At 70.6% G+C, this 24497-nt stretch carries 20 protein-coding genes; 14 read left to right on the top strand and 6 right to left on the bottom strand.

What is annotated here, in order from left to right; translation table 11 throughout:
• Positions 1-1188 (top strand): glycine C-acetyltransferase, encoded by a 1188-nt coding sequence (locus J2W45_RS11345; RefSeq protein WP_310131879.1) that lies wholly within the window; start codon positions 1-3, stop codon positions 1186-1188.
• A 102-nt stretch (positions 1189-1290) separates the two neighbouring features.
• Here the strand turns inward: J2W45_RS11345 and J2W45_RS11340 are convergent, their stop codons facing one another.
• A complete protein-coding gene (locus J2W45_RS11340) occupies positions 1291-2673 on the bottom strand; it encodes an alpha/beta hydrolase (protein WP_310131878.1) in 1383 nt (460 codons plus the stop codon).
• Between the two features lie 72 nt (positions 2674-2745).
• Between J2W45_RS11340 and corA the strand changes: the two genes are divergently transcribed.
• Positions 2746-3714: a magnesium/cobalt transporter CorA gene (gene corA / locus J2W45_RS11335; protein WP_310131876.1), complete on the top strand. Its 969-nt coding sequence runs from the start codon at positions 2746-2748 to the stop codon at positions 3712-3714.
• On the opposite strand, the gene J2W45_RS11330 is transcribed toward corA, so the two are convergent.
• A complete protein-coding gene (locus tag J2W45_RS11330; RefSeq protein WP_310131874.1) occupies positions 3692-4378 on the bottom strand; it encodes a TetR/AcrR family transcriptional regulator in 687 nt (228 codons plus the stop codon). The two genes, corA and J2W45_RS11330, sit on opposite strands and share 23 nt — an antisense overlap.
• Positions 4379-4460: 82 nt before the next feature.
• On the opposite strand from J2W45_RS11330, the gene J2W45_RS11325 reads away from it, so the two are divergent.
• From J2W45_RS11325 to J2W45_RS11315, 3 genes are all read left to right on the top strand, one after another.
• Positions 4461-6110, top strand: coding sequence for an amidohydrolase (locus J2W45_RS11325; RefSeq protein WP_310131872.1), 1650 nt, complete (start codon positions 4461-4463; stop codon positions 6108-6110).
• Positions 6107-7495, top strand: coding sequence for an APC family permease (locus J2W45_RS11320; protein ID WP_310131871.1), 1389 nt, complete (start codon positions 6107-6109; stop codon positions 7493-7495). Before J2W45_RS11325 ends, J2W45_RS11320 begins: the two co-directional genes overlap by 4 nt.
• A gap of 64 nt (positions 7496-7559) precedes the next feature.
• Positions 7560-8693: a class I SAM-dependent methyltransferase gene (locus tag J2W45_RS11315; protein ID WP_310131870.1), complete on the top strand. Its 1134-nt coding sequence runs from the start codon at positions 7560-7562 to the stop codon at positions 8691-8693.
• Positions 8694-8726: 33 nt separating this feature from the next.
• Here J2W45_RS11315 and J2W45_RS11310 read toward each other — a convergent pair whose 3' ends face one another.
• Positions 8727-9692: a glycerophosphodiester phosphodiesterase gene (locus J2W45_RS11310; protein ID WP_310131869.1), complete on the bottom strand. Its 966-nt coding sequence runs from the start codon at positions 9690-9692 to the stop codon at positions 8727-8729.
• A gap of 259 nt (positions 9693-9951) precedes the next feature.
• Here J2W45_RS11310 and J2W45_RS11305 point away from each other — a divergent pair, with 259 nt between their 5' ends.
• Entirely contained in the window at positions 9952-11478 is a 1527-nt protein-coding gene (locus J2W45_RS11305) for an APC family permease (RefSeq protein ID WP_310131868.1), read from the top strand.
• A 128-nt stretch (positions 11479-11606) separates the two neighbouring features.
• Here J2W45_RS11305 and J2W45_RS11300 read toward each other — a convergent pair whose 3' ends face one another.
• Both J2W45_RS11300 and J2W45_RS11295 read right to left on the bottom strand, forming a co-directional pair.
• On the bottom strand, positions 11607-12542 hold the full coding sequence (locus J2W45_RS11300; RefSeq protein ID WP_310131867.1) for a hypothetical protein: 936 nt from the start codon (positions 12540-12542) through the stop codon (positions 11607-11609).
• Positions 12539-13165, bottom strand: a complete 627-nt coding sequence (locus J2W45_RS11295) for a MerR family transcriptional regulator (RefSeq protein ID WP_310131865.1) — start codon at positions 13163-13165, stop codon at positions 12539-12541. Before J2W45_RS11295 ends, J2W45_RS11300 begins: the two co-directional genes overlap by 4 nt.
• Positions 13166-13258: 93 nt before the next feature.
• Between J2W45_RS11295 and J2W45_RS11290 the strand changes: the two genes are divergently transcribed.
• On the top strand, positions 13259-13840 hold the full coding sequence (locus tag J2W45_RS11290; protein ID WP_310131864.1) for a dihydrofolate reductase family protein: 582 nt from the start codon (positions 13259-13261) through the stop codon (positions 13838-13840).
• Between the two features lie 27 nt (positions 13841-13867).
• Here J2W45_RS11290 and J2W45_RS11285 read toward each other — a convergent pair whose 3' ends face one another.
• Positions 13868-14212: a hypothetical protein gene (locus tag J2W45_RS11285; RefSeq protein ID WP_310131862.1), complete on the bottom strand. Its 345-nt coding sequence runs from the start codon at positions 14210-14212 to the stop codon at positions 13868-13870.
• Positions 14213-14408: 196 nt separating this feature from the next.
• On the opposite strand from J2W45_RS11285, the gene J2W45_RS11280 reads away from it, so the two are divergent.
• The 7 genes from J2W45_RS11280 to galU all read left to right on the top strand — a co-directional run bounded on the left by J2W45_RS11280 (position 14409) and on the right by galU (position 24480).
• Complete coding sequence (locus J2W45_RS11280; RefSeq protein WP_310131859.1) at positions 14409-16562, top strand: ATP-dependent Clp protease ATP-binding subunit; 2154 nt, start codon at positions 14409-14411, stop codon at positions 16560-16562.
• A 77-nt stretch (positions 16563-16639) separates the two neighbouring features.
• Positions 16640-17704: a zinc-dependent alcohol dehydrogenase family protein gene (locus J2W45_RS11275; RefSeq protein ID WP_310131856.1), complete on the top strand. Its 1065-nt coding sequence runs from the start codon at positions 16640-16642 to the stop codon at positions 17702-17704.
• Between the two features lie 139 nt (positions 17705-17843).
• Positions 17844-18434, top strand: coding sequence for a nitroreductase family protein (locus J2W45_RS11270; protein WP_310131854.1), 591 nt, complete (start codon positions 17844-17846; stop codon positions 18432-18434).
• 442 nt (positions 18435-18876) lie between these two features.
• A complete protein-coding gene (locus tag J2W45_RS11265; RefSeq protein ID WP_310131853.1) occupies positions 18877-20409 on the top strand; it encodes a glycosyltransferase family 2 protein in 1533 nt (510 codons plus the stop codon).
• Positions 20402-21892: a glycoside hydrolase family 26 protein gene (locus J2W45_RS11260; RefSeq protein WP_310131851.1), complete on the top strand. Its 1491-nt coding sequence runs from the start codon at positions 20402-20404 to the stop codon at positions 21890-21892. Before J2W45_RS11265 ends, J2W45_RS11260 begins: the two co-directional genes overlap by 8 nt.
• A gap of 31 nt (positions 21893-21923) precedes the next feature.
• Positions 21924-23324, top strand: a complete 1401-nt coding sequence (locus J2W45_RS11255) for a UDP-glucose dehydrogenase family protein (protein ID WP_310131850.1) — start codon at positions 21924-21926, stop codon at positions 23322-23324.
• Between the two features lie 100 nt (positions 23325-23424).
• Positions 23425-24480 carry a UTP--glucose-1-phosphate uridylyltransferase GalU gene (gene galU / locus J2W45_RS11250; protein ID WP_310131847.1) on the top strand — a complete coding sequence of 352 codons (1056 nt, stop codon included), beginning with the start codon at positions 23425-23427 and terminating at the stop codon, positions 24478-24480.
• The last annotated feature ends 17 nt before the right edge of the window (positions 24481-24497 follow it).

Here is a 24497-nt window from a genome sequence, read left to right as displayed (position 1 = left end):
ATGTACGGGAGCTTCCGGGAGCACATCGCGACCCAGCTGGAGGAGATCGAGGAGGCCGGGCTCACCAAGCGCGAGCGCAGCATCCACGGTCCGCAGTCGGCGCTGATCACGGCGGACGGCCACGAGGTGCTGAACTTCTGCGCCAACAACTACCTCGGCCTCGCCGACCACCCGGCCCTGCGGGACGCGGCGAAGTCGGCGCTCGACGACTGGGGCTACGGGATGGCCAGCGTGCGCTTCATCTGCGGCACGCAGGAGCAGCACCTGGAGCTGGAGCGCCGGGTGTCGCGGTTCCTCGGGACCGAGGCGACCATCCTGTTCTCCTCCTGCTTCGACGCCAACGGCGGCGTCTTCGAGACGCTGTTCACCGCCGAGGACGCCATCGTCTCGGACGAGCTGAACCACGCCTCCATCATCGACGGCATCCGCCTGTCGAAGGCCCAGCGCTACCGCTACAAGAACCGCGACCTGGACGACCTGCGCACGCAGCTGCAGGCGGCTCGGGATGCGGGTGCACGCTTCACGGTCGTCGTCACCGACGGCGTCTTCTCGATGGACGGCTACATCGCGCCGCTCGCGGAGATCTGCGACCTCGCCGACGAGTTCGGCGCCCTGGTGTTCGTCGACGACTCGCACGCCGTCGGCTTCGTGGGCGAGCACGGCCGCGGCACCCCGGAGTTCTGCGGCGTGTCCGACCGCGTCGACATCTACACCGGGACGTTCGGCAAGGCGCTCGGCGGTGCCTCCGGCGGGTACGTCTCCAGCCGCCGCGAGATCGTCGACCTGCTGCGCCAGCGCGCGCGGCCGTACCTGTTCTCGAACACGCTGGCGCCGTCGATCGTCGCCGGCACCCTCGCGGCGCTCGACCTGCTCGAGCAGTCGGACCACCTCCGGGCGCAGCTCGTCACAAACGCGGAGCTGTTCCGCCGGCTGATGACCGAGGCGGGATTCGACCTGCTGCCGGGCGCGCATCCCATCGTCCCGGTCATGTTCGGGGATGCGGCGCTCACCGCCCGCATCGCCGACGAGATGCAGCGCCAGGGCGTCTACGTCACGGCCTTCTCGTACCCGGTCGTCCCGAAGGGGCGGGCGCGCATCCGCGTGCAGCTGTCCGCGGCGCACACCGAGGAGGAGATCCGTCGCTGCGTGGACGCGTTCGTCGCGTCCCGGGAGGCGGTCGCGGCGTAGCGGGGTCGCGCCGCTCGCCCGGCCAGTCGCTCGTTAGGTAGACCTCGACGGCGCGATTCGCCACCGTTGATAAAGTTATCAACGGCCGCTCTAGCGCCGCCCTTACTCCTCCACCGACGCCCGCGCCCCGCGCAGCGGGGCGCCGCGGCGCGCGAAGAAGAGCGCGAGCGCCACGACCAGGAACACCGCCAGCGCCGACAGGTCGACGATCGCGACGGTGCCGGCGACCGCGGCTGCCTGGGTCACGCCGCACGCGCGCGCGGTCTGGTCCGCCGCACAGAGGAAGCGGTCTCCGGAGCCGGTCGCGCCCGTCTTCAGCCACGAGCCGATCAGCTGGTTGTACGCCGTCTCGAGGCCCTTCGTGAGCGTCGGGCCGGAGTGCCCTTGGCCCGGGACCGCCCAGTACGTGACCTTCCAGCCGGCGTCCTCCGCCGCGGTGGCGGTCGCCTCCACCTGCGGGCGGAACTTCGCGTCCTCTTCTCCGGCCACGAAGATCCCGACGACCGGTTCCGGGTAGTCGTGAGCGCTGAGGACGTTCGCCGGCCAGGTCTTCTCGTAGGCGACCTGGTCGCCGCCGAAGTACCGGTCGCGGGTCGCCGCCGGCCGGTACTCGCCCGGCTTGTCGGGACCGGAGACGTCGACGACCGCGCCCCACTGCTGCGGGAACAGCGCGCCGAGGTAGGCGGCGCACTCGCCGCCGTGCGAGAAGCCCGCGATGACCCGCTGCGTCCGGTCGTGCGACGCCGGGAGGTTGGCGTCGATCCAGGCGGGCACATCCTTCGACAGGTAGGCGACCAGCTTGCCGCCGGAGGTGTCCGCGCACGGCGGGTTCTTGTCGACCGCTCCCAGCTGGTCCACGACCAGCACGAAGGGCGCCTGGTTGAGCCGGTCGTCGCCCAGGCTGTGGAGCGCATCCAGCGTCGCCCCGAGGGTGGGGTTGCCCGGCTGGCCCATCATCATCTCGACCACGGGCCGTGTCGCGGAGGGGTCGCGCAACCAGCCGGGCGGCACGAACAGGTGGGCGTCGCGCGCTGCGAAGCCGGAGGCGGTCGGGGGGATGCGCACCGCGAGCTGGTACCCGTCCGCCAGGGTCTTGGCGGTGACGGAGACGGCGTGGCCGGCGACGACGGGCTGGGCGGTGGCCGGGACGGCGGCCAGGCCGATGGCACCGAGCGTCAGCACGGCGGCGAGCCCGGCGATCACCGCCCGGATCGCCCTGCGGTCCGTCGACTGCAGCAGGTCGCCGATCGCGAGCGGAAGCACCGTCGCGGCGAGCAGCAGCACGAACCATCCCGCCCCGGTGAGGTCCGGCCGGGGGAGCAGCAGCACCCCGAGCAGCATCAGGAGGAGCCCGGCGATCTGGCCGGCGACGACGGCGATGACGGTGGCGGTCGCCCGGAAGCGCCACGACCTGCGCACGAACCGGTAGGCCGGGTACGCGCCGACCACGACGAGGGCGGCGGCGAGCCAGGGCAGGGCGGACATCGCGGCCAGTCTATGGCCACGGCGATCGCAGCCGGCCCGGCGGAGGTACGGTTGCGTCAGAGAGGAGGCGGGATGATCGTCGACAACGCCGTGTACGTGGACGGCCTCCGCACCGAGCCGCCGTCGCTCGAGGAGACCTGCGAGACGGTCCGCGACCGCGGCGGGTTCGCCTGGATCGGCCTGTACCGGCCGAACGCGGAGGAGCTCGGCGCCGTGGCGAAGGAGTTCGACCTGCCGCCGCTCGCCGTCGAGGACGCCCTCGCCGGCCACCAGCGCTCGAAGATCGAGAAGTACGGCGACATGCTCTTCGTCGTCCTCCGTCCCGCCCACTACATCGACGAGACCGAGAAGGTCGAGTTCGGCGAGGTGCACGTCTTCCTCGGCGCGGACTTCGTGATCACCGTCCGCCACTTCGAGTCGCCCGACCTCGCCCGCGTCCGGCGCCGGCTCGAAGGCGACGCCGCCCTCCTCGCGCACGGTCCGATCGCCGCCCTGTACGGCATCCTCGACGAGATCGTGGACGAGTACGCTCCGGTGGTCGCCGGGCTGGAGGACGACATCGACGAGATCGAGGACCAGCTGTTCTCCGGCGACCGCGGTGTCTCGCGGCGCATCTACGAGCTCTCGACCGAGGTCATGCACTTCCAGCGCGCCGTCGACCCGCTGCGCGACGTGCTCGCCAACCTGCGGCAGGGCCTGCTGGCCCGCGAGGAGGACGAAGGGCTGCGGGATGCGTTCCGGGACATCGAGGACCACGTCATCCGGGTCACCGAGCGGGCCGAAGGCTTCCGCCAGATCCTGCAGAACGCCCTGAGCGTCCACACCACCCTGGTCGGCCAGCAGCAGAACGACGAGGTGAAGAAGATCTCGGGATGGGCGGCCATCCTGTTCGCGCCGACCCTGGTCGCCTCGGTCTACGGCATGAACTTCCGCATCATGCCCGAACTGCACTGGGCGCTGGGGTACCCGTTCGCGCTGCTGCTGATGCTCGGGATGGGTGTCGGTCTCTACTTCGTGTTCAAGCGGAAGGGCTGGATCTAGCCAGCAGCGCGTACCGCGCCCGCAGGCCCTCCACCAGCGCGGTCAGGCCCACCTCGAACGCCGCGTCGGCCGGCGGCGTGGCCCCGAGACCAACCCCGCGGGCGCGGTAGGCGGCCGCGAACGCGGGCACCTCCTCCTCGGCGCCGCTCGGGTCGAACATGTCCGCCGGCGCGATGGCGTCGAGCGCCGAGCCGAGGATGAAGGACTCGACCGCGACGATCGTCGGCAGCACCTCCGGCTCAGGCCACCCGGCGCGCACCATCGCGGTGACGACGGTGTCGTACATGTGCATCGTGCGGAGCGCACCGGTGAGCGGCAGGGTCGCGAGCAGAGCGATCGTCGGTGGATGTGCGGCGAACGCCACCCGGTACGAGTGCGCCCAGGCGATCATCGCCGCATCCCAGGGCTGCGACGCGAACGCGCTGACGTCGATCCGGTCGGAGACCAGTTCGCGGACCGCGGCGATCACGTCCTCCTTGCCGTCCACATGGTTGTAGAGGGCGCTGGGCCGCACGCGGAGCGCCTGGGCCAGCCGCGCCATCGTGAAGCCCTCGGCGCCGGACTCGTCGAGAAGCCCCAGCGCCGCATGCGCGATGAGGTCTCGGGTGAGCACCGTCGTCCGGGGACGCCCCGCCCGGCGCGCCGGGCGATCGATCTCGGCCATGCTCTTCCCCTCCGGCTCGATCACACCCTAGTATCTGACGAAATAAAAGAACGACGTTCATTTATCCGGATGCGGAGGGTGCATGGGCACGACGGTCTTCACCAACGGGACGATCCTTTCGAGTTACCGCGCGGACGCCGCGGAGCACGACGCCGTCGCCGTCGAGGACGGCCGCATCGTCGCCGTCGGCGAGGACGCGCGGGCCCGGCGGTCCAGCGCCGACGAGACGGTGGACCTCGAGGGCGGCGTGCTCGCACCGGCCTTCGGCGACGGGCACGCGCATCCCCTGCAGGGCGGCCTCGAACAGCTCGGCCCGCAGGTCCGGGCGTGCGGTTCCGTGGATGAGATCGTCGCCTGCGTGAAGGAGTGGGCGGACGCGCATCCCGAGCAGGAGTGGATCTACGGCGGCAGCTACGACGCCACGCTCGCGCCCGACGGGATGTTCGACGCGCGCTGGCTCGACGCTGCCGTGCCCGATCGCCCGGTCGTGCTGCGGGCGTGGGACTATCACACCGTCTGGGTCAACTCGGAGGCTCTCCGCCGGGCCGGCATCGACGCCGCGACTCCCGAGCCGGCTCTGGGCCGCATCCCGCGCCGCGCCGACGGGTCGCCGCTCGGCATCCTGCAGGAGCCGGGCGCGGTCGACCTGCTGCTCCCGGCCGAGCCCGGGCGCACCCGCGAGGAGCGGGTCGAGGCCCTGCGGCTGGCGACCGCCGACTACGCCGCACTCGGCATCGCCTGGGTGCAGGATGCGTGGGTCGAGCCGGCGGAGGTGGAGGCGTACCTGGATGCGGCGGCCCGCGGGTTCCTGTCCACCCGCGTGAACCTGGCCCTGCGTGCCGACCCGGTCAGCTGGCGCGACCAGGTGCCCGGCTTCGTGGAGTCGCGGCGCCGCGTCGAGGAGCTCGGCGATCCGCTGCTCACCGCGCGGACAGTGAAGGTCTTCGTCGACGGCGTCATCGAGAACCACACCGCGGCGATGCTCGACGACTACGTCGACACACCGGGCGACCGCGGCCTCCCGAACTGGGAGGCGCGCGAGCTCGCCGCCGCGGCGGTCACGTTCGACAAGCTGGGCTTCCAGCTGCACCTGCACGCGATCGGCGATGCCGCGGCCCGCACCGCGCTCGACGTCTTCGAGGAGGTCGAGCGCGTCAACGGGCCGCGCGACCGCCGCCCCGTGATCGCGCACGTGCAGGTCGTCGACCCGGTCGACCTCCCGCGATTCGAGCGCCTCGGCGTCATCGCCAACTTCGAGCCGCTCTGGGCGCAGCTCGACCCGATGATGCTCGACCTGACGCTGCCCCGCCTCGGCCCCGAGCGCGAGCGGCTGCAGTACCCGATCCGCACCCTGCTCGAATCCGGCGCCGTCTCCTTCGGGAGCGACTGGCCGGTCAGCAGCGCGGACTGGCGGCCCGGCGTCGCGACGGCGGTCACCCGCCAGACCGACGACCGCGTGCCCGCAGCGGGGTGGATCCCCGCCGAGCGCATCCCGCTCACCGATGCTCTGGAGGCGTACTCCTCCGGCGTCGCCCACCAGGCCTTCGCCCGCACACAGCGCGGCGAACTCCGGCCGGGGTCCGCCCCCGACCTGGTCTGGCTCGACACCGACCCGCGCCACGTGGAACCGCACGACCTGCGATCCGTCCGCGTGCTCGGAACCTGGGTCGACGGCGTCCGCCGCTCGGCCACCGACCTGCACCACTCGCTCGAGAGAGGCCGCTCCACATGACCACGACCGACCTTCCCGTCCAGCCGCGCCTGAAGCGCGCGCTCGGCCCGACCGCCCTCGTGCTGTTCGGGCTCACCTACCTGGCGCCCGTGACGGTGTACACCACCTACGGAATCGTCACCGAGTCGACCGACAACCACCTGCCGTCCGCCTACGTCGTCGCCCTGGTCGCGATGCTGTTCACGGCGCTGAGCTACGGCGCGATGGCGCGCGCGTACCCGGTGTCCGGTTCGGCGTACACGTACACGCAGCAGTCCTTCGGCGGCCACGTCGGCTTCCTCACCGGCTGGACGCTGATGCTCGACTACCTGTTCCTCCCGATGATCAACTTCCTGCTCATCGGGCTGTACCTGAACACCCAGTTCCCGGATGTGCCCGGCTGGGTGTTCGCGCTGGCGTCGCTGCTGCTCGTGCTGCTGTTCAACCTCCTGGGCATCACTCTGGTGAACCGGCTCAACATCGCGATCGTCGCGCTGTCGGTGCTGCTCGTCGTTGTGTTCGCGGTGCTGGCGATCAAGGAGCTGGTGACCAACCCGTCCTCCCAGACGCCGAGCCTGATCGAGCCGTTCCTGCCCGGCTCCGGCGGTCTCGGGCCGATCTTCGCGGGCGCCGCGGTGCTCGCCCTCTCGTTCCTCGGCTTCGACGCGGTGTCGACGCTCTCCGAGGAGGCGAAGAACCCGAAGCGCGACATCCCGCGCGCCATCCTGCTCACCACCCTGATCGGCGGCGCGATCTTCATCCTCGTGTCGTGGCTGGGCGCGCTCGTGTACCCGGACTGGCGCGACTTCGCGAACGTGGACTCGGCCGGTGTCGACCTGATGGCGAAGGTCGGCGGCACCTTCCTGACGTCGTTCTTCGTCGCGGTGTACGTCGTCGGCGCGTTCGGCTCCGGGATGACGACCCAGGTCAGCGTCTCGCGCATCATCTACTCGATGGGCCGCGACGGCGTTCTTCCGCGGATGTTCGGCCGGCTGCACTCGCGGTTCCGCACCCCGTGGGTCGCGGCGGTGGCGGTGTCCATCGTGTCGCTGCTGGCGCTGGTGCTCACGCTCGACCAGGCGGCGACGATGATCTCGTTCGGCGCGCTCGCCGCCTTCTCGATGGTGAACCTCTCCGTCATCCGGCACCACCTGTTCCCGAAGGGCGGCCGAACGGCGCCGTCCGCGGGGGAGTGGGTGCGCTACGGCGTGCTCCCGGCGATCGGGTTCGTCCTCACCGTCTGGCTCTGGACCTCACTCACCGTCACGACGTTCATCGTCGGCCTCTCGTGGATGCTCGTCGGCGTCGTCTACCTGGCGGTGCTGACGCGCGGCTTCCGCCGGAAGCCCCCGATGATGGACTTCACCGAGAAGGAGGAGCTGGTGGAGGAGGGCGCCGCCGCCTGAGCGCGGCCCGCCTGAGCACCGGCCGCGGATGCTGCGGGGCGCGCCCTCTGGTTGACTGGAGGGCGTGTCCTCCGCAGCGCCCGGCTTCCCGTACGAGCGGCTGCGCCGTCGGCCGGACGTCGAGGCGCCGAACCTGTTCGCGTCGGACGCTGCCGACCGGCTGCTCGCCGACCTCACGGGCGACGCCGTGCTCGAGCCCGGTCTCGTGGTCATCGGCGACGCGTACGGGGCGCTCACCCTCGCCGCCGCCGCGCGGGGCGCCCACGGCATCCGGGTGCACCAGGATGCCCTGACCGGCGAGAGGGCGCTCGACGCGAACGCCGCCGAGCTGGGCCTCGAAGGGACGTACGAGCACCGGCCGCTGGACGACTCGCTGCTGCGTGGCGCCCGCACCGTGCTGCTGCGGCTGCCGCGCAGCCTGGACGCTCTGGCCGAGATCGCGACGCTGATCGCGGAGCACGCCCGTGCCGACGTGGTGGTCTACGCGGGCGGGATGCTGAAGCACATGACGACCGCGATGAACGCCGTGCTGGCGGAGGTGTTCGGCGACGTGACGGCGTCGCTGGCGCGGCAGAAGGCGCGCGTCCTCACGGCGCGGGAACCGCATCCCGCCGCCGCCACCGTGCTCGACCGCTGGCCGGAGCGATCGCTCGACGCCGATACCGGCCTCTGGGTGTGCGCCCACGGCGCGGCGTTCGCCGGGACGACCGTGGACATCGGCACGCGCTTCCTGCTCTCGGTGCTCGACGACGCCGTCCCGGATGCGCGCACCGCGATCGACCTCGGCTGCGGCACCGGTCTTCTCGCGGCGGCGCTCGCCGCATCCCGGCCGGATCTCCGCGTGATCGCGACCGACCAGTCGGCCGCGGCCGTCGCCTCGGCCGCGGCGACCGCAGCGGCGAACGGCGTGGCGGACCGCGTCACGGTGGTGCGCGACGACGGCCTCGCCGCACAGCCCGACGCCTCCGCGGACCTGATCGTGCTCAACCCGCCGTTCCACATCGGCGGAGCCGTGCACACCGGCATCGCCCACCGCCTGTTCGCGGACGCGGGACGCGTGCTCGCCCCCGGCGGCGAACTGTGGACGGTCTGGAACTCCCACCTCGGCTACCGCCCCGCGCTGGAGCGCGCCGTCGGCCCCACCCGCCAGATCGCGCGCAACCCGAAGTTCACGGTCACCGCCTCCCACCGCCGCTGACCGGCCGCATCCGACCCGGCGCGGCCCGCTGCGTCAGCGCACCGGGCCGGAGGCGAGCACCTCGCGCACGCCGGAGACCACGAGGCCGGCCGCTCCGCGCTGGAGCGACAGCTCGGCGTCCGCGCGCGAGGGGACGATGTGGGCGAGGACGGGCTTGTCCCCGGCGGTCATCGAGCGCCACGTGTCCGCGTCCGCCTCGTAGTCGAGACCCAGCCAGGTCCACTGAGCCTGGGTCGAGGGGAGGAGCGACGGGTCGGCGGCCAGCTCCGAGCCGTAGTAGTAGCCCCACGTGCGGAATCCGCGGCTCTGCGCATCCAGCGGCCATGCCGTCGTCGTGCAGTAGCCCTTGGCGACGAACGTCCGGGTGGGATGCGGCGCCTTCGCCATCAGCGCGAACAGCTCGCCCAGATGCTCGGTCGGCGCCACCTTCGGATCGACGAAGATCGTGTGGGTGTCCGCGTACGCGTCGACCAGGTCGTCGAACCGCAGGTACGGCTGCGCCGGCTGACCCGGGTCGGTCGTCTCGGCCGCCGTGATGCGATAGCGCTGCACCTCGGCCCAGGTGTGGTCCGCGGCGAAGAACCCGGAGGTGCCCGACGTGCGATCGAGGGTCGCGTCATGCAGTCCGAACCAGACGCCGTCGGAGGTCCGTGCGAGGGAGATCTCCAGGGCGTTCACCCCGAGCGCCACGGAGTTGCGGTACGCCTCCATCGACATCTCGGGCCAGTCGAGCGACCCGCCGCGGTGCGCGACCGTGAAACCGGGACGCGCGAGCAGGCGGTCGGCGAGGAGCCCGTCGCCTGCACTGCTCGGCGTCGGCGTCGGGCTGGCCGTGGGGGTGCTCTTCGTCTGCCCACCGAGCAGTCCGGGGAGCAGCACGGCGCCGCCGCCCACCACCGCTGCCGCCCCGACGAGTCCGCCCGCGATGCCGCCGATCAGCGCGCGACGCGAGACGCGGCGCGGCTCGGAGGAGGGCGTGAGCTCGTCGGGATCGGGCATGCGCAACCCTAGGCATCCCCGGCGCGGCGGATCAAGCGACCCTCTCGGGGGTGGAGCGCATCGCCTGCCGTGCCACGACCCGTTCCGTCGTCAATGTGCAACTTCACAACGTTTTCAGAATGCGAACAGGCTTTCCGCAACCGGATCCGTCGTAACGCGCTTGTCCTGAACGCCGGATGTTGCTAACGTCCCTCTATCGCACACCGGCGTTGCGCCCCCAGCTACGCCGTACCCTCGACCCTCGCAGCCAGGGAGAGCAATGACGCAGACCAGTTCCCGGCCGGACGCCTCGCACGACGGCGCCGCGCACACCACGGGAGAGAACCACCACGCCCTCAAGGCCGACGGCGTCTCCGCCGCCGGCTCGGTCGTCATGGCCGTGGCGGGCAGTGCGCCCGCGTATTCGATCGCGGCGACCACGGCGACGCTCGTCGGGGCCGCCGCGCTCGGCGCCCCCGCCGCCCTGCTCTGGTGCGGCATCCCGATGCTCGGCATCGCGTGGGCGTTCCTCTACCTCGGGCGGCTCGACGTCAACGCCGGCGCCGCCTACTCGTGGGTCGCCCGGGCACTCCACCCGATCCTCGGCTTCCTGTCCGGATGGGCGCTCGTCATCTCGGCGACGATCTTCATGGTCGCCGGAGCCCTTCCGGCCGGCGCCATGACCGTCACGCTCTTCGCGCCCGAGCAGGCCAACAACGTCGCGCTCATCACCGGCGTCGGCGCGCTGTGGTTCCTCGTCATGGCGGCCTGCGTGCTGTTCGGCGTGCACGTCACCGCCCGGGCGCAGTGGATCATGTCGGTGATCGAGGTCGGCATCCTCATCGTCTTCGCCGTGCTCATGATCGTCCGCGCGGCCACATCCACCCACGCGGGCCCCTCGTTCTCGTGGGACTGGCTCGGCTTCCAGCACCTCACCGGGCAGGGCGTCTTCGTCTCGGCCGCCCTCATCGCCGCCTTCTACTTCTGGGGCTGGGACGTCGCCGCGAACCTCAACGAGGAGACGAAGGACGGGCACAAGAACGCCGGCTCCGCGGGCATCATCGGCGTCATCATCGTCTTCCTGCTGTTCGAGATCTTCACGATCGCGACCATGGTCATCCTCCCCGCCAAGACCATCGAGGACAACAGCGCGAACGTGCTGTCGGTGCTCGGTGACGCGGTCTGGCCCGGCATCGGCGGCAAGATCCTCGTCGTGGCCGTCGCGCTCTCCACGATCGCGACACTCGAGACGACGCTGATCCAGGTCACCCGGACGCTGTTCTCGATGGGACGCGACAACACCATCCCGAAGATCTTCGGCAGCATCCACCGCCGCTGGCGCACGCCCGCGTTCGCGACCCTGATCGTGGTCGGCGTCTCGGTGCTGCTCTTCCTCGGCGCGAACCTGATCGGTCAGGGCGTCGGCGAGATCATGACGAACGCGATCGCCTCCATCGGCATCCAGATCGCGTTCTACTACACGCTCGCCGGCGTCGCCGTGGTGGTGGCCTACCGCCGGGTGCTGCTGAAGTCGGTCAAGAACTTCATCCTGATCGGGCTCTGGCCGGCCGTCGGCGCGGTGTTCATGGGCGTCATCTTCGTGCTCGGCATCGTGCAGAACTTCCAGGACGACGCCGTGATCGTGAACGTGCTGGGTCTGGGCTTGATCGTGGTCGGAATCGTCCCGATCGCGCTCTTCTACCGCAAGGCCAGCGGCTACTACAAGCGCCGTCCGCTCGAGCTCCCCGAGGAGCTCGACGCCGCCGCCCCCGCCAACATCGACGACCGCGACCCCGCCGCCCGCTGACCCTCCGCCCCCGGGGGGATCCGCCCTCCGGGGGTTCCGCCCTCCGTCGAGTACACGAAAAGTGCACGCTCAGACCCTGTCGAGCGTGCACTTTTCGTGTACTCGACGGAGGGGGGTGCGGGGCGAGATCAGGCGGGGGTGAGGTGGATGCGCGGGCGCGGGCGGACCGCGACGACGAGCGCCGCCGCGATGAGGCCCGCGACGGCGATCGCCCAGCCGGCCGCGAGGTACGGGCCGTCCGGGCGCACGATCGACTGGCCCGCGAGCGCCTGAGCGGTCACCAGCGCGACCGTCGCGGCGTAGACGACCGTCGCGACGACGACGAGACGGGTGCGCACCCGGTCGTCGGCGAGCAGCGACCAGCGCCGGCCGAGCCAGCCGAGCAGCACCGCGAAGAGCGGCAGGAGCTGCAGCGCGTGCATCCCGACGAAGTGCGGGATGCGCAGATCGCCGCCGACGGTGCTCCAGCCGAGCACGGGCAGTCCCGGCCCTCCGTCCGCGAGCCCGACGGTGTGAGCACCTGCGATGCCGCGGAAGTCCGCCAGCTGGGATGCCGTCGGCCCGGTCATCAGGTACGCGAGACCCATCCCCGCGAGGGCGATGATCGCACCCGCCCGCACGGCGAGCGTGGTCGACCGGGTGGGGAGCCTCAGGAAGAACACCGCGATGGTGGTCAGGAACGTGCAGACGTAGAGCGTGGTGATGGACACGGCCATGACGCCCCAGATCGCGCTCGCGAGCGGGGTCGAGACGTTGAAGTGGCTGGTCGTCCCCGCTGCTGCGGCCGCGACGATGAGCACCTGCTCCACGATCAGCGCCACGGCGATCACGGTGCCGGCGGCGTGCGCGATCCGCCGCCAGCGCGGGAGGTGGGCGATCAGCCAGGCCCACGTCACGCCGTACAGCAGGATCGACAGCGAGAACTTGAGCGGCTTGGCCCAGGCGTCCATCCCGGTGACCTGTCGGGGGTCGACGATGAGGCCGATCAGGCTGACGGCGGTGCTCAGCACCATCAGGGCGGCCACCGTCATCAGTGGGCGGTGCCACGCGAACACGGTCTTCACGATTGTCTTCTTTCGTTGGTGACGACGGCCTGCGCGATCCGGCGCAGGCCGAGCGAGAGGGTGTCGCCGAGCACCGTGCCGACGACCATGAGCTCGGTCATCCGCGACGGATCGGGGAGGGTGCCGACGGCTCCGAGATCGGCCTCGGCGTGGATGCGCGCGGCCGCCGCGTAGCGGTCGAGGTAGTCGTCGGGGAGGGGGAAGCCGGCCTTGTCGAACGCGTCGATCACCTGCGCGGCGATGCCGCGACCGATGTTGTCGTCGCAGTCCGTCCATCCCGCGCGGGCGGTCAGGGCGTCGACGCGGGCGTAGGCGTCGTCCGACGGTTCGGAGACGTCCGGGACCGCCGAGCGCGACAGTGCCTGCTGTGCCACGTCGAACGTGTGGGCGATGGGCGCATCCGGTTCGTCCAGTGCGGCCAGCACCGACTTGACCGAGGCGATGGACAGCTTGCCCACCTCGAGCATCGCGCGGATCAGCCGCAGGCGGCGTTCGTGCTGCTCGCCGTAGACCGTGCGGTTCCCGCCCTGGCGGTCACCCGCGGGCAGGAGCCCCTCGCGGACGTAGTACTTGATCGTGGCGGCGGGAGTGCCGGAGCGTTCGGCGAGTTCGGAGATGAGCACGTGCTGATAGTAGCACTACCGGTAGTGCCACTACCAGTGCTGGACCGATCCCCGCCCGCCCGCTACCGTGAGGTATCCGAAGGAGGAGGCAGCGTGGGAGACGTCGTCATGTACAGCTCGGTGTCGGTGGACGGCTTCATCGCCGACCAGGACGACCAGCCTGGACCGCTCTTCGACTGGCTGCTCAACGGAGACGTGCCGCTCGACGACGGCGGCGTGCTGAAGGTGTCGCAGGTGTCGCACGACTACGTGCGCGCCTACTGGGACCGGATCGGTGTCACGGTCGTCGGCCGCCACGTCTTCGACATGACGGACGGCTGGGACGGCGCACCTCCCGCGGGCGTCGACCACGTCGTCGTGGTGACGCACCGGCCCGCGCCCGAGGGCTGGGACGCGAAGGCGCCGTTCTCGTTCGTGGACGGCATCGAGCCCGCGCTCCGAAGGGCCCAGGAGATCGCCGGCGACCGGGTGGTCGAGGTCGCGGCCGGCGACGTCGGCGGTCAGGCGTTCGCGGCCGGTCTCATCGACGAGGTGCGGATGGATGTCGCGCCTGTCGTGTTCGGCTCCGGCAAGAGGTACTTCGGTGCGGTCGACGCGCAGCAGCTGCTCGACGGCCCGGTCGAGATCCTCCAGGGGGACGGCGTCCTCCACCTGCGCTACCGGGTGCGCCGCTGACCGCATCCGGTGCCGGGCGCGCAGCCCTCAGGCCTCGTCGCGCTTGCGGCGGGACGGCGAGTCGAGCAGCGAGAGGACGAACAGCAGCGCGAGCAGGGCGAAGATGCTCAGCGCGGCGATGAGGTCGCTCCAGGTGAACGGGATGAACGCGCCGTCGATCGACAGCACGAACACCGTCTCCACCGCGCCGAACGCGATGAAGAACAGCCCGAGCAGCAAGCGGGTGATCTGGACGTTGTGCCCGCGGCGGTGCACCTCCACCCGGCGCAGCTCCACCATGAGGGTCAGGAGCAGCAGGGGCAGCACCTGGGCGAGCGTGGCGGCGGTCGCGCTGTCCATCAGCACCACGCGGAGGTCGGCGGGATCCACCATTCCGACAGAGTAGCGCCCGCCCCCTGCGTCTCGCTCGCTCGCGCGATTTGTGCCAAATCGTCGTTATGCGCGCGCCATAACCAAGATTTGGCACAAATCGTGGCCCGGTACCGGCGGGAACGGGAATTACCCCTCGCCATTGAAAGTTGAGCCTAGTAGACTCAAGTTTGCCCAGAACGATATGGGAAGGAACCAGATGGCGAACATGCAGGGTGCGCCCTCCACGCAGGAGGAGGCGAAGAGCGCACTCGAACAGTACGGCGTGAACCTCACGGAGATCGCCAAGAGCGGCAAGCTCGACCCGGTGATCGGGCGGGATGCCGAGATCCGTCGTGTCAGCCAGGTGCTGACCCGTCGCACCAAGAACAACCCCGTGCTCATCGGCGAGCCCGGCGTCGGAAAGACGGCGGTCGTCGAAGGCCTCGCCCAGCGCATCGTCGCGGGGGACGTGGCCGACTCCCTCAAGGGGAAGCAGCTGGTCGCGCTCGACCTGTCGGCGCTGGTCGCCGGCGCGATGTACCGCGGGCAGTTCGAGGAGCGGCTGAAGGCCGTCCTCAAGGAGATCAACGACGCCGAGGGCCAGATCATCACGTTCGTGGACGAGCTCCACATCCTGATGGGCGCCGGCGGCGGGGAGGGGTCCGTCGCGGCCTCCAACATGCTGAAGCCGATGCTGGCCCGCGGTGAGCTGCGGCTCATCGGCGCGACCACGCTCAACGAGTACCGCGAGTTCATCGAGAAGGATGCGGCCCTCGAGCGCCGCTTCCAGCAGGTCTACGTCGGCGAGCCGTCGGTCGAGGACACCGTCGCGATCCTCCGCGGCCTCAAGGGCCGGTACGAGGCGCACCACGGCGTCACCATCGAGGACTCCGCGCTCGTCGCAGCCGCATCCCTGTCCAACCGCTACATCACCGCCCGGCAGCTGCCGGACAAGGCGATCGACCTGATCGACGAGGCCGCCTCGCGGCTGAAGATGGAGATCGACTCCGCGCCGGTCGAGATCGACACGCTGCAGCGGCAGGTCGAGCGGATGAAGCTGGAGGAGTTCGCCCTCAAGAAGGAGAAGGACGAGGCCAGCAAGGAGCGCCTGGAGCAGCTGCGCGAGCGGCTGCGCGAGCAGGAGGCCCAGCTCGAGGAGCTGCAGGCCCGGTGGCGCGCCGAGAAGGCGTCCCTCAACCGGGTCGGCGAGCTGCGCTCGCAGCTGGAGGAAGCCAAGACGAAGCGCGACCTCGCGCTCCGCGACGGCCGGTACCAGGAGGCGTCCCGCATCGAGTACGAGACCATCCCGTCCATCGAGCGCGAGCTCGCGGAGGCCGAGCAGGCCGAGCACGACCACCCGCGCATGGTGAACGAGCAGGTCACCGCCGACGACATCGCCGCGGTGGTGGCGGCCTGGACGGGCATCCCCGTCGACCGCCTCACCCAGGGCGAGACCGAGAAGCTGCTGCACCTGGAGCACGAGCTCGGCCGCCGCATCATCGGCCAGAAGAAGGCCGTGCAGGCGGTGGCGGATGCGGTCCGCCGCACCCGCGCGGGCATCTCGGACCCGGGACGCCCGACCGGCTCGTTCCTGTTCCTCGGCCCGACCGGTGTCGGCAAGACGGAGCTGGCGAAGGCGCTCGCCGCCTTCCTCTTCGACGACGAGAAGGCCATGGTCCGCATCGACATGAGCGAGTACGGCGAGAAGTTCTCCGTGTCGCGTCTCGTCGGCGCACCTCCCGGCTATGTCGGTTACGAGCAGGGCGGTCAGCTGACGGAGGCTGTCCGGCGCCGTCCCTACTCGGTGATCCTCCTCGACGAGGTCGAGAAGGCGCACCCCGAGGTGTTCGACGTGCTGCTGCAGGTGCTCGACGACGGTCGCCTGACCGACGGGCAGGGCCGCACGGTCGACTTCCGCAACACGATCCTGATCCTGACGTCGAACCTCGGCAGCCAGTACCTGGTCGACCCGACGCTGAACGCGACGGAGCGCGAGGAGGCGGTGCTGCAGATGGTGCGGCAGGCCTTCAAGCCGGAGTTCGTCAACCGTCTCGACGACATCGTCGTGTTCTCCGCGCTCACGCAGGAGGAGCTGGGCGAGATCGTCGAGCTCGGCATCGACCACCTGATGCAGCGGCTCACCGAGCGCCGGCTGGAGCTGGCGGTCACTCCGGACGCGCGTGCGTGGCTGGCCGAGCGCGGTTACGACCCGATCTACGGCGCCCGCCCGCTCCGGCGGCTCATGCAGCGCGAGATCGAGGACCGTCTCGCCACGGCGCTGCTCGCCGGCGAGATCCGCGACGGCGACCTGGTCCGGGTCGATCTGGACCGCGAGGCCGACCGCCTCACCGTCGGCGCGGTGCGCGAGTAGCGACACCCCCGAAGAGCGTCCCCCAGGAGGCGCCGCCCGGTGATCGGGCGGCGCCTCCGTGCGCGTAGGCTCGAACCATGCGTGCTGCTGTCATCCACGGAGAGCGCGATGTGCGCCTCGAAGACGTCCCCACTCCCACCCTGTTCACCGGTTCCGGATCCGACGGCCTCGACGCCGTCGTGCGCGTGGTCGCAGCCTGCGTCTGCGGCAGCGACCTGTGGCCCTACCGCGGCGTCACCCCGACGCACGAGCCCCACCGCATCGGCCACGAGTTCGTCGGCGTGGTCGAGGAGGTCGGCGCGAACGTCCGGACCATCACGCCCGGCGACTTCGTCATCGCGCCGTTCTACGACTGCGACATGACGTGCGTGAACTGCCGCAACGGCGTGAGCACCTCGTGCCTGCACGGCGGCTGGTGGGGTTCGAAGGACCGCATCGGCGGCTTCGCCGACGGCGGCCAGGGCGAGTTCGTCCGGGTCCCTCACGCTGACGGCTCCCTCGTCGCGACGCCGGAGTACCCGCGCGCCGAGCTCATCCCGAGCCTGCTGACGCTGTCGGATGTGATGGGCACCGGCCACCACGCCGCCGTCTCGGCCGGCGTCACAGAGGGCAGCACGGTCGTCGTGGTCGGCGACGGCGCCGTGGGTCTGTGCGCGGTGCTCGCCGCGAAGCGGCTCGGCGCCTCCCGCATCGTCGCCATGTCGCGGCACGAGTCCCGCCAGGCGCTCGCGCGCGAGTTCGGCGCGACGGACATCGTCGCCGAGCGCGGCGACGCCGGTGTTGCCGCAGTGAAGGAGCTGTTCGACGGGATCGGCGCGGACTGCGTGCTCGAGGCGGTCGGCACGAAGGAGTCGATGGACCAGGCGATCCGCTCGGCGCGCCCCGGCGGCATGGTCGGCTACGTCGGCGTGCCGAACGGCGGTCCCGAGCTGCCCGTCCGTCCGCTCTTCCAGAGCAACATCGGCGTGAACGGCGGTGTCGCACCGGTGCGCAACTACGTCGAGGATCTGCTGCAGGATGTGTGGTCCGGCGCCATCGAGCCGGGCAAGGTGTTCGACCTGGAGGTGCCGCTCGACGAGATCGCCGAGGCCTACGCCGCCATGGACGAGCGCCGCGCGATCAAGACGCTCGTGCGTCCATAGTCCCCGTGTCCCCGGGCGTCGGCGACGCCCGGGGGCTCAGCTGCGCACTCGGGAATGCCGTCCGGGATCGATGTGTTCACATGGGTATAGCCAGGCAATGGAGCCGCGTCCCCTGTACATCAGCATCTCTGGAGCATCCATGTCCCTCGCATCCGCCCCCGTCCGCACCGCCGAGACCTCCGTCCCGCTGCTGCCCGTGCTCGCCGAGCGCTGGAGCCCGCGGGCCTTCGACCCCGTCGCCCCCGTCGACGAGGACAAGCTCACCGCCGCCCTCGAGGCCGCGCGCTGGTCGCCGTCCGCCGCCAACACGCAGCCGTGGCGCTTCATCGTCGCCCGTCGGGGGTCCGAGGCGTTCGACGCCATCGTCGCGAACCTGATGGGCTTCAACCAGGTGTGGGCCGGCAGCGCCGGCGTCCTCATCGTCGCCGTCGCCGAGCTGGTGGACGCCGAGGGCAAGGAGCGCCGCTGGGCCACCTACGACCTCGGTCAGGCTGTCGCGCACCTGAGCATCCAGGCCCACCACGACGGCCTGCACGTGCACCAGATGGGCGGCTTCGACGTCGACGGCCTGCGCCGCGCGTTCGACATCGACGAGAGCTTCGAGCCCGTCTCGGTCACCGCCCTCGGCACCGTCGGGGACGCGGAGTCGCTGCCCGAGCCGCTCCGCCAGCGCGAGCAGGCACCGCGCACCCGCCTGCCGCTCGCGGACATCGTCGTCGTCAACGACTGACGCAGCGCACGAAATCGCTCGAAGGGGCGGTCGCCGATCCGGCGGCCGCCCCTTCGTCGTGTGAACGGCATGTGTCCCGGGTGTAAAAGTTCGTAACATTCACGGAGGGCCGCGGCGGGCCCTCGACCGGGGGACAAAATCGGGGCAGTCCGGGCGTGTCATGGATGCGCGCCCCGGCACCCACCGCAGTGCCGCAAAGATCGGTTGATCGGCCCTTTCTCATCCGCCCCGCCGGGCCTGAGCGTTCTCTCACCGCTCCCAGCCGGCTGTCCGCCTGACGACGGACCCGCGCCTCCAGGGCGCTCCGCGACACGCCGGAACGGCCCCGTCGACCCCCTCTTGCGGGTCACTCGAACCCTCACGTAGAACTGACCTCACCCGAACCCCGACCAGATCCCCAGTGCTGCGGATGCCACCCCCACCACAGTGAGAGGTCCCGTCCGTGTTCATCTTCCTTCTTCAACTCCGCCACATGCTCGGCGGCCATCCCGAGTTCTATCTCTTCGCCGTCTACTCCGCCCTGATCTGGGTCATCTGGATCGTCAAGGTGCTCATGTCGCGCCGCTACCGGGCCTACACCGGGGAGTTCCACGGCACGACCAGCGTCGTCGTGCCCGTGGTCGACGAGCCGCTCGACCTGTTCCGCGACGTGCTCGGCCGGATGGTCGAGCAGCGTCCGGGCGAGATCATCGTCGTCATCAACGGCGCCCCCAACCCCGAGCTGGCGGAGGTGTGCGAGGAGTTCGCCCCGCTCGTGCGGTGGGTCCACACGCCCATCCCGGGCAAGCGGAACGCGGTCATGATCGGGACGAAGATGTCGACCGGCGAGATCACGGTGCTGGTGGACTCGGACACGATCTGGACCGAGGGCACCCTGGCCGAGCTGGTCAAGCCGTTCGCCGACCAGCGCGTCGGCGGCGTCACGACCAAGCAGCGCATCCTGGAGCCGGCCCGCAGCTGGATCACCCGCTGGGCGGACTGGCTGGAGAACTCCCGCGCGCTCTACTCGATGCCCGCGCAGAGCGTCGTCGGCCAGATCGGCTGCCTTCCCGGCCGGACCATCGCGTTCCGCCGCTCGATCCTGATGCGGGTCATGGACAAGTTCATGACCGAGAAGTTCCTCGGCGTGTTCCTCGAGGTCTCAGACGACCGCACGCTGACGAACCTCACGCTGAAGGAGGGCTACCGCACCGTCTACCAGCACACCAGCCTTGTCTACACGGACGCCCCGCTCAAGGTGAAGAAGCTCTTCAAGCAGCAGCTCCGCTGGGCGCGCGGCAGCCAGTACAACACGCTGCGCATGCTTCCGTGGATGCTCGGCCACGCGCCGGTGCTGGCGTTCTTCTTCGTGATGGACATCATCCTGCCGTTCATGCTCGCCGGCGTCATCGGCGGCTGGATCTACCGCTCGATCACCGGCGGCGGCTACAACTTCTACGAGGGCTTCCTGAAGTCCTACGGGATCGAGGGCGGCATCCTCACCGTCGTGGCGCTGATGGTCGCGTCGTCGGTGATCAGCATGTCGATCCGTCAGATCCGCCACCTCTCCGAGAAGCCGAGCGACTTCTTCCGTCTGCCGGTGTTCATCATCGTGTCGACCTTCTTCCTGATGCCGATCCGCCTGATCGGGTTCTTCCGGATGGCGCACGCCAGTGGATGGGGCACCCGCGCCGGCGCCTACGCCGGCGGCCCCGGCGAGATCAGCTCCGAGGAGGAGATCGCGCAGCACACCACCCCGGCCGCTCCGTCGGGCCACGTGGCCCCCGCGCTCCCGGACTCCGTCGGCGGCATGACCACCGCGACCGCGCTGGCGACTCGCACGCAGCTGGCCACCCGGGCCGAGGCCAAGGCGGCAGCCGCCGCTCCCGCCCCCAAGCCCGCAAAGAGCCGTCGTCGCAAGCTCAACCCTTACGCCGCCATCCCCTACCTGATCGGCATCGCGATCCTGACCCTGGAGGCTCTCTTCCTTGTCTGACCAGACCGCTCCCTCGCGGACCGCCGCCTGGTGGTCCCAGTCCAAGTCCCGCTCGCAGGCCACGGCGGCCGCGGCCATCGTGCTCACCGCCGTGCTGGTCGGAATCTCGGCCTACGTCTGGGTGTCGCCGACCGGAGCCCCGCTCCGCAAGGCCGTCGACCAGGCCACCGCCGTGATCAACCCGATCGCGGCCCAGAACGCCGAGCTGAAGCGCAACCTCGACCGCGCCACAGAGACCATCGCGTCCCAGAAGGGCAAGCTCACCGCTCTGCAGAAGGCCTCCCTCGCGGCTCAGGCCGCGGCGGCGAAGCAGCTCGCCACCGCCCAGCAGAAGGCGTCCGCGGCCGAGGGGCAGCTCGCCAGCGTGCAGGCGCAGCTCTCCGCCGCGCAGGCGAAGAGCGCCTCCGGATCGGCGTCCGCCGCGGGCTCGCACACCTCGACGGGATCCGGCAGCAATGGCGGCGGGTCGGGCTCCGGCTCCTCCGCGGCCCCGATCACCGCCCCGTCGCGCGCCGCACTCGTCAACCCGGACAAGCGCTACTTCGGCATGTACACCGAGCAGGCGCCGTTCAACTGGGCGACGTTCGACGCGACCAGCGCGAAGGTCGGCGTCGCGCCCAACATGGTCGGCTACTTCAGCGGCTGGGACGAGAACTTCCGCGCCAACGCGGTCACCCGCGCCTGGCAGCAGGGCCGGATGCCGCTCATGACGTGGGAGTCGCGTCCCATCGACGCGCGCAACGACACTGTCAACGCTCCCGCCTACTCGCTGCCCAAAATCATCCGCGGCGATTTCGACGCCTACCTGCACCAGTACGCCAAGGACATCGTGGCGACCGGACTGCCGCTCGGCATCCGTCTCGACCACGAGATGAACGGCATCTGGTACCCCTGGTCGGAGACCGACGGCCAGGGCAATTCGATCAACGGCAACAACGTCGGCGACTACGTGAAGATGTGGCGGCACGTCCACGACATCTTCCAGCAGGAGGGCGCCAACAGCCTGGTCGTGTGGGTCTGGGCGCCGAACATCGTCAACAACCTGCCTGCCTCGCACAAGGCGCCGGGCTACCTGGAGGCGCTCTACCCGGGTGACGCGTATGTCGACTGGGTCGGCCTGTCGGGCTACCTGCGTCCGCCGTACAAGTCGGACAACGACTTCAGCTTCGACTACACGTTCAAGGCGAGCCTCGACAAGCTCCGTTCGATCGCGAGCAAGCCCATCATGCTCGCTGAGATCGGCGCCTCCGAGACGGATGGTCACAAGGCCACCTGGATCACGTCGCTCTTCCAATCGCTGGGGAAGCCGGAGAACTCCGACATCATCGGTTTCTCCTGGTTCAACCTCGCGGTCACCAGCTACGTCGAGGGCGTGCGCGCCACCAACGACTGGCGCATCGACTCCCGGGCGGATTCGCTCTCGGCCTTCATCACCGGGCTGACGCGTCCGGAGGACGACTTCGTCCTCACCCCGGCCCCCTGACCTTCCGCAGACCACCAGAAAGGACGATCCCATGACCGCTCCGAAGAAGACCGCAGACCAGCCCGCCCCGCGCATCAGCGTGATCGGCACCGGCTACCTGGGCGCCACCCACGCCGCCGCGATGGCCGAACTCGGGTTCGACGTCGTCGGCGTCGACACCGACCCGCGCAAGGTGAAGGAGCTGAAGGAGGGGCGCGCCCCCTTCTTCGAGCCGGGGCTGCCCGAGCTCATCCGCCGGAACGTGGCCGCCGGCCGCCTCACCTTCACCACGGACCTCGCCGAGGCGGTGGCCGTGTCGGATGTGCACTTCATCTGCGTCGGCACGCCCCAGCAGTCGGGTTCCTTCGCCGCCAACCTCTCGTACGTGGAGGCTGCTGCGCGCGGGATCGCCGAGAACCTCACCCACGACGGCCTGATCGTCGGGAAGTCGACGGTGCCGGTCGGGACCGGAGCGCGGCTCCGCGCGATCGTGGCGGATGCGGTGCCCGCGGGCATCGACGTCGAGCTGGTGTGGAACCCCGAGTTCCTCCGCGAGGGCAAGGCGGTGGAGGACACCCTGTCGCCCGACCGCCTCGTCTTCGGCGGCACCTCGGCCCGCTCGGAGGCCACCCTCCGCCGCATCTACCAGAAGCCGATCGCCGAGGGCTCGCCGGTGCTGGTCGCCGACCTGCCGACCGCCGAGCTGGTGAAGGTCAGCGCCAACGCGTTCCTCGCCACCAAGATCTCCTTCATCAACGCGATCGCGGAGGTCTGCGACGCGGCGGGGGCGGATGTGTCGCTGCTGGCGGACGCGCTGGGCCACGACAAGCGGATCGGGCGGCAGTTCCTCAACGCCGGCCTCGGCTTCGGCGGCGGCTGCCTCCCGAAGGACATCCGCGCCCTCATGCACCGCTCGAACGAGCTCGGCGCCCACGCCGCGGTCGGCCTGCTGCAGCAGGTGGACGAGATCAACATGGGCCGCCGCCAGCGGGTCATGGACCTGGCCCTCAAGGCGCTCGGCGGCTCCGTGCTCAACCGCCGGATCGGCGTGCTCGGCGCCGCGTTCAAGCCGCACACGGACGACGTGCGCGACTCGCCCGCGCTCAACGTGGCGGCAGCCCTGCACCTGCGCGGCGCGCAGGTCGTCGTGTACGACCCGCAGGCGCGGGAGACCGCGCAGCGGCTCTTCCCGACGCTCGGCTACGCCGACTCGACGGAGGAGGCGCTGACCGGCGCCGACCTGACGGTCGTGCTGACCGAGTGGGACGAGTTCACGTCCGCCGACCCGGCCGCCCTCGCATCCATCGTCCGCAACCGCACCGTCATCGACGGCCGCAACTGCCTCGACGCCGGGACGTGGAGCCGTGCCGGATGGTCGCTCTACGCCATGGGCACCGTCCCCGAGGTCGCGCCCCTGGCCGACGACCTCGCCGCCCTGGCCCCCGTCCGCTGACCCCGCTACCCCTTTCGTCGAGGTGCACGTTGTTGCGCAGTCGCACGGCGTGTCGACCACAACAACGTGCACCTCGGCGGTGAAGACAAGGAGAGAAGACATGACCAGTTACGTGACGAAGGCGGTCATCCCGGCGGCGGGACTCGGCACCCGCTTCCTTCCGGCGACCAAGGCGATGCCCAAGGAGATGCTCCCGGTGGTCGACAAGCCGGCTATCCAGTACGTCGTCGAGGAGGCCGTCACCTCCGGCCTCCACGACGTGCTGCTGGTGACCGGCCGCAACAAGAACGCGCTCGAGAACCACTTCGACCGCAACGCCGAGCTCGAGGACGCCCTGGCGAAGAAGGGCGACCACGACCGCCTGCTGAAGGTCAGCTACTCCACGTCGCTCGCCGACATGCACTACGTGCGGCAGGGCGACCCGAAGGGCCTCGGCCACGCCGTTCTGCGCGCCAAGATGCACATCGGGCACGAGCCGTTCGCGGTGCTGCTCGGCGACGACATCATCGACGCCCGGGACCCGCTGCTCGGCCGGATGCTGGAGGTGCAGCACGCGCTCAACACGACCGTCGTCGCCCTGATGGAGGTGCCGCCGGAGTCCATCCACCTGTACGGTGCCGCCGCGGTGGTCGAGACGGACGACGACGACGTGGTGCGGATCACGGGTCTCGTCGAGAAGCCGAGCCGCGAGAACGCGCCGTCGAACTACGCCGTGATCGGCCGCTACGTTCTGCGCCCGGAGATCTTCGACATCCTGGAGAAGACCGAGCCGGGCAAGGGCGGCGAGATCCAGCTGACCGACGCGTTGCAGGGCCTCGCTACCGCGCCCGCCTGGACCGGCGGTGTGCACGGGGTCATCTTCCGCGGTCGCCGCTACGACACGGGGGACCGGCTGGACTACCTGAAGGCGATCGTTCAGCTGGCGGTCGCGCGCGAGGACCTCGGGCCGGAGCTGCTGCCCTGGCTGAAGGAGTTCGCCACGACGGCCGGTCCCGCTGAGACCGCGCCCATCCCGACGCTGCCGGCGATGCCGTCGCTGGTCCCGGCCGCGGAGACCCCCGTCAAGCCGGCGCCGAAGCGCGTAGCGCCCGCCAAGGCGCCCGCACGGATCCCGGCAGAGCCGGAGCGCGAGCTGGAGGCCGCGGTCGGCGCCTGAGACCCGGTCCGTGCGGG

Origin of the sequence: Leifsonia shinshuensis (assembly GCF_031456835.1) — a bacterium.
Lineage (GTDB): Bacteria > Actinomycetota > Actinomycetes > Actinomycetales > Microbacteriaceae > Leifsonia > Leifsonia shinshuensis_C.
The sequence above is the reverse complement of the archived record's forward strand: the minus strand, read 5'-3'. Positions and strand labels throughout refer to the sequence as shown.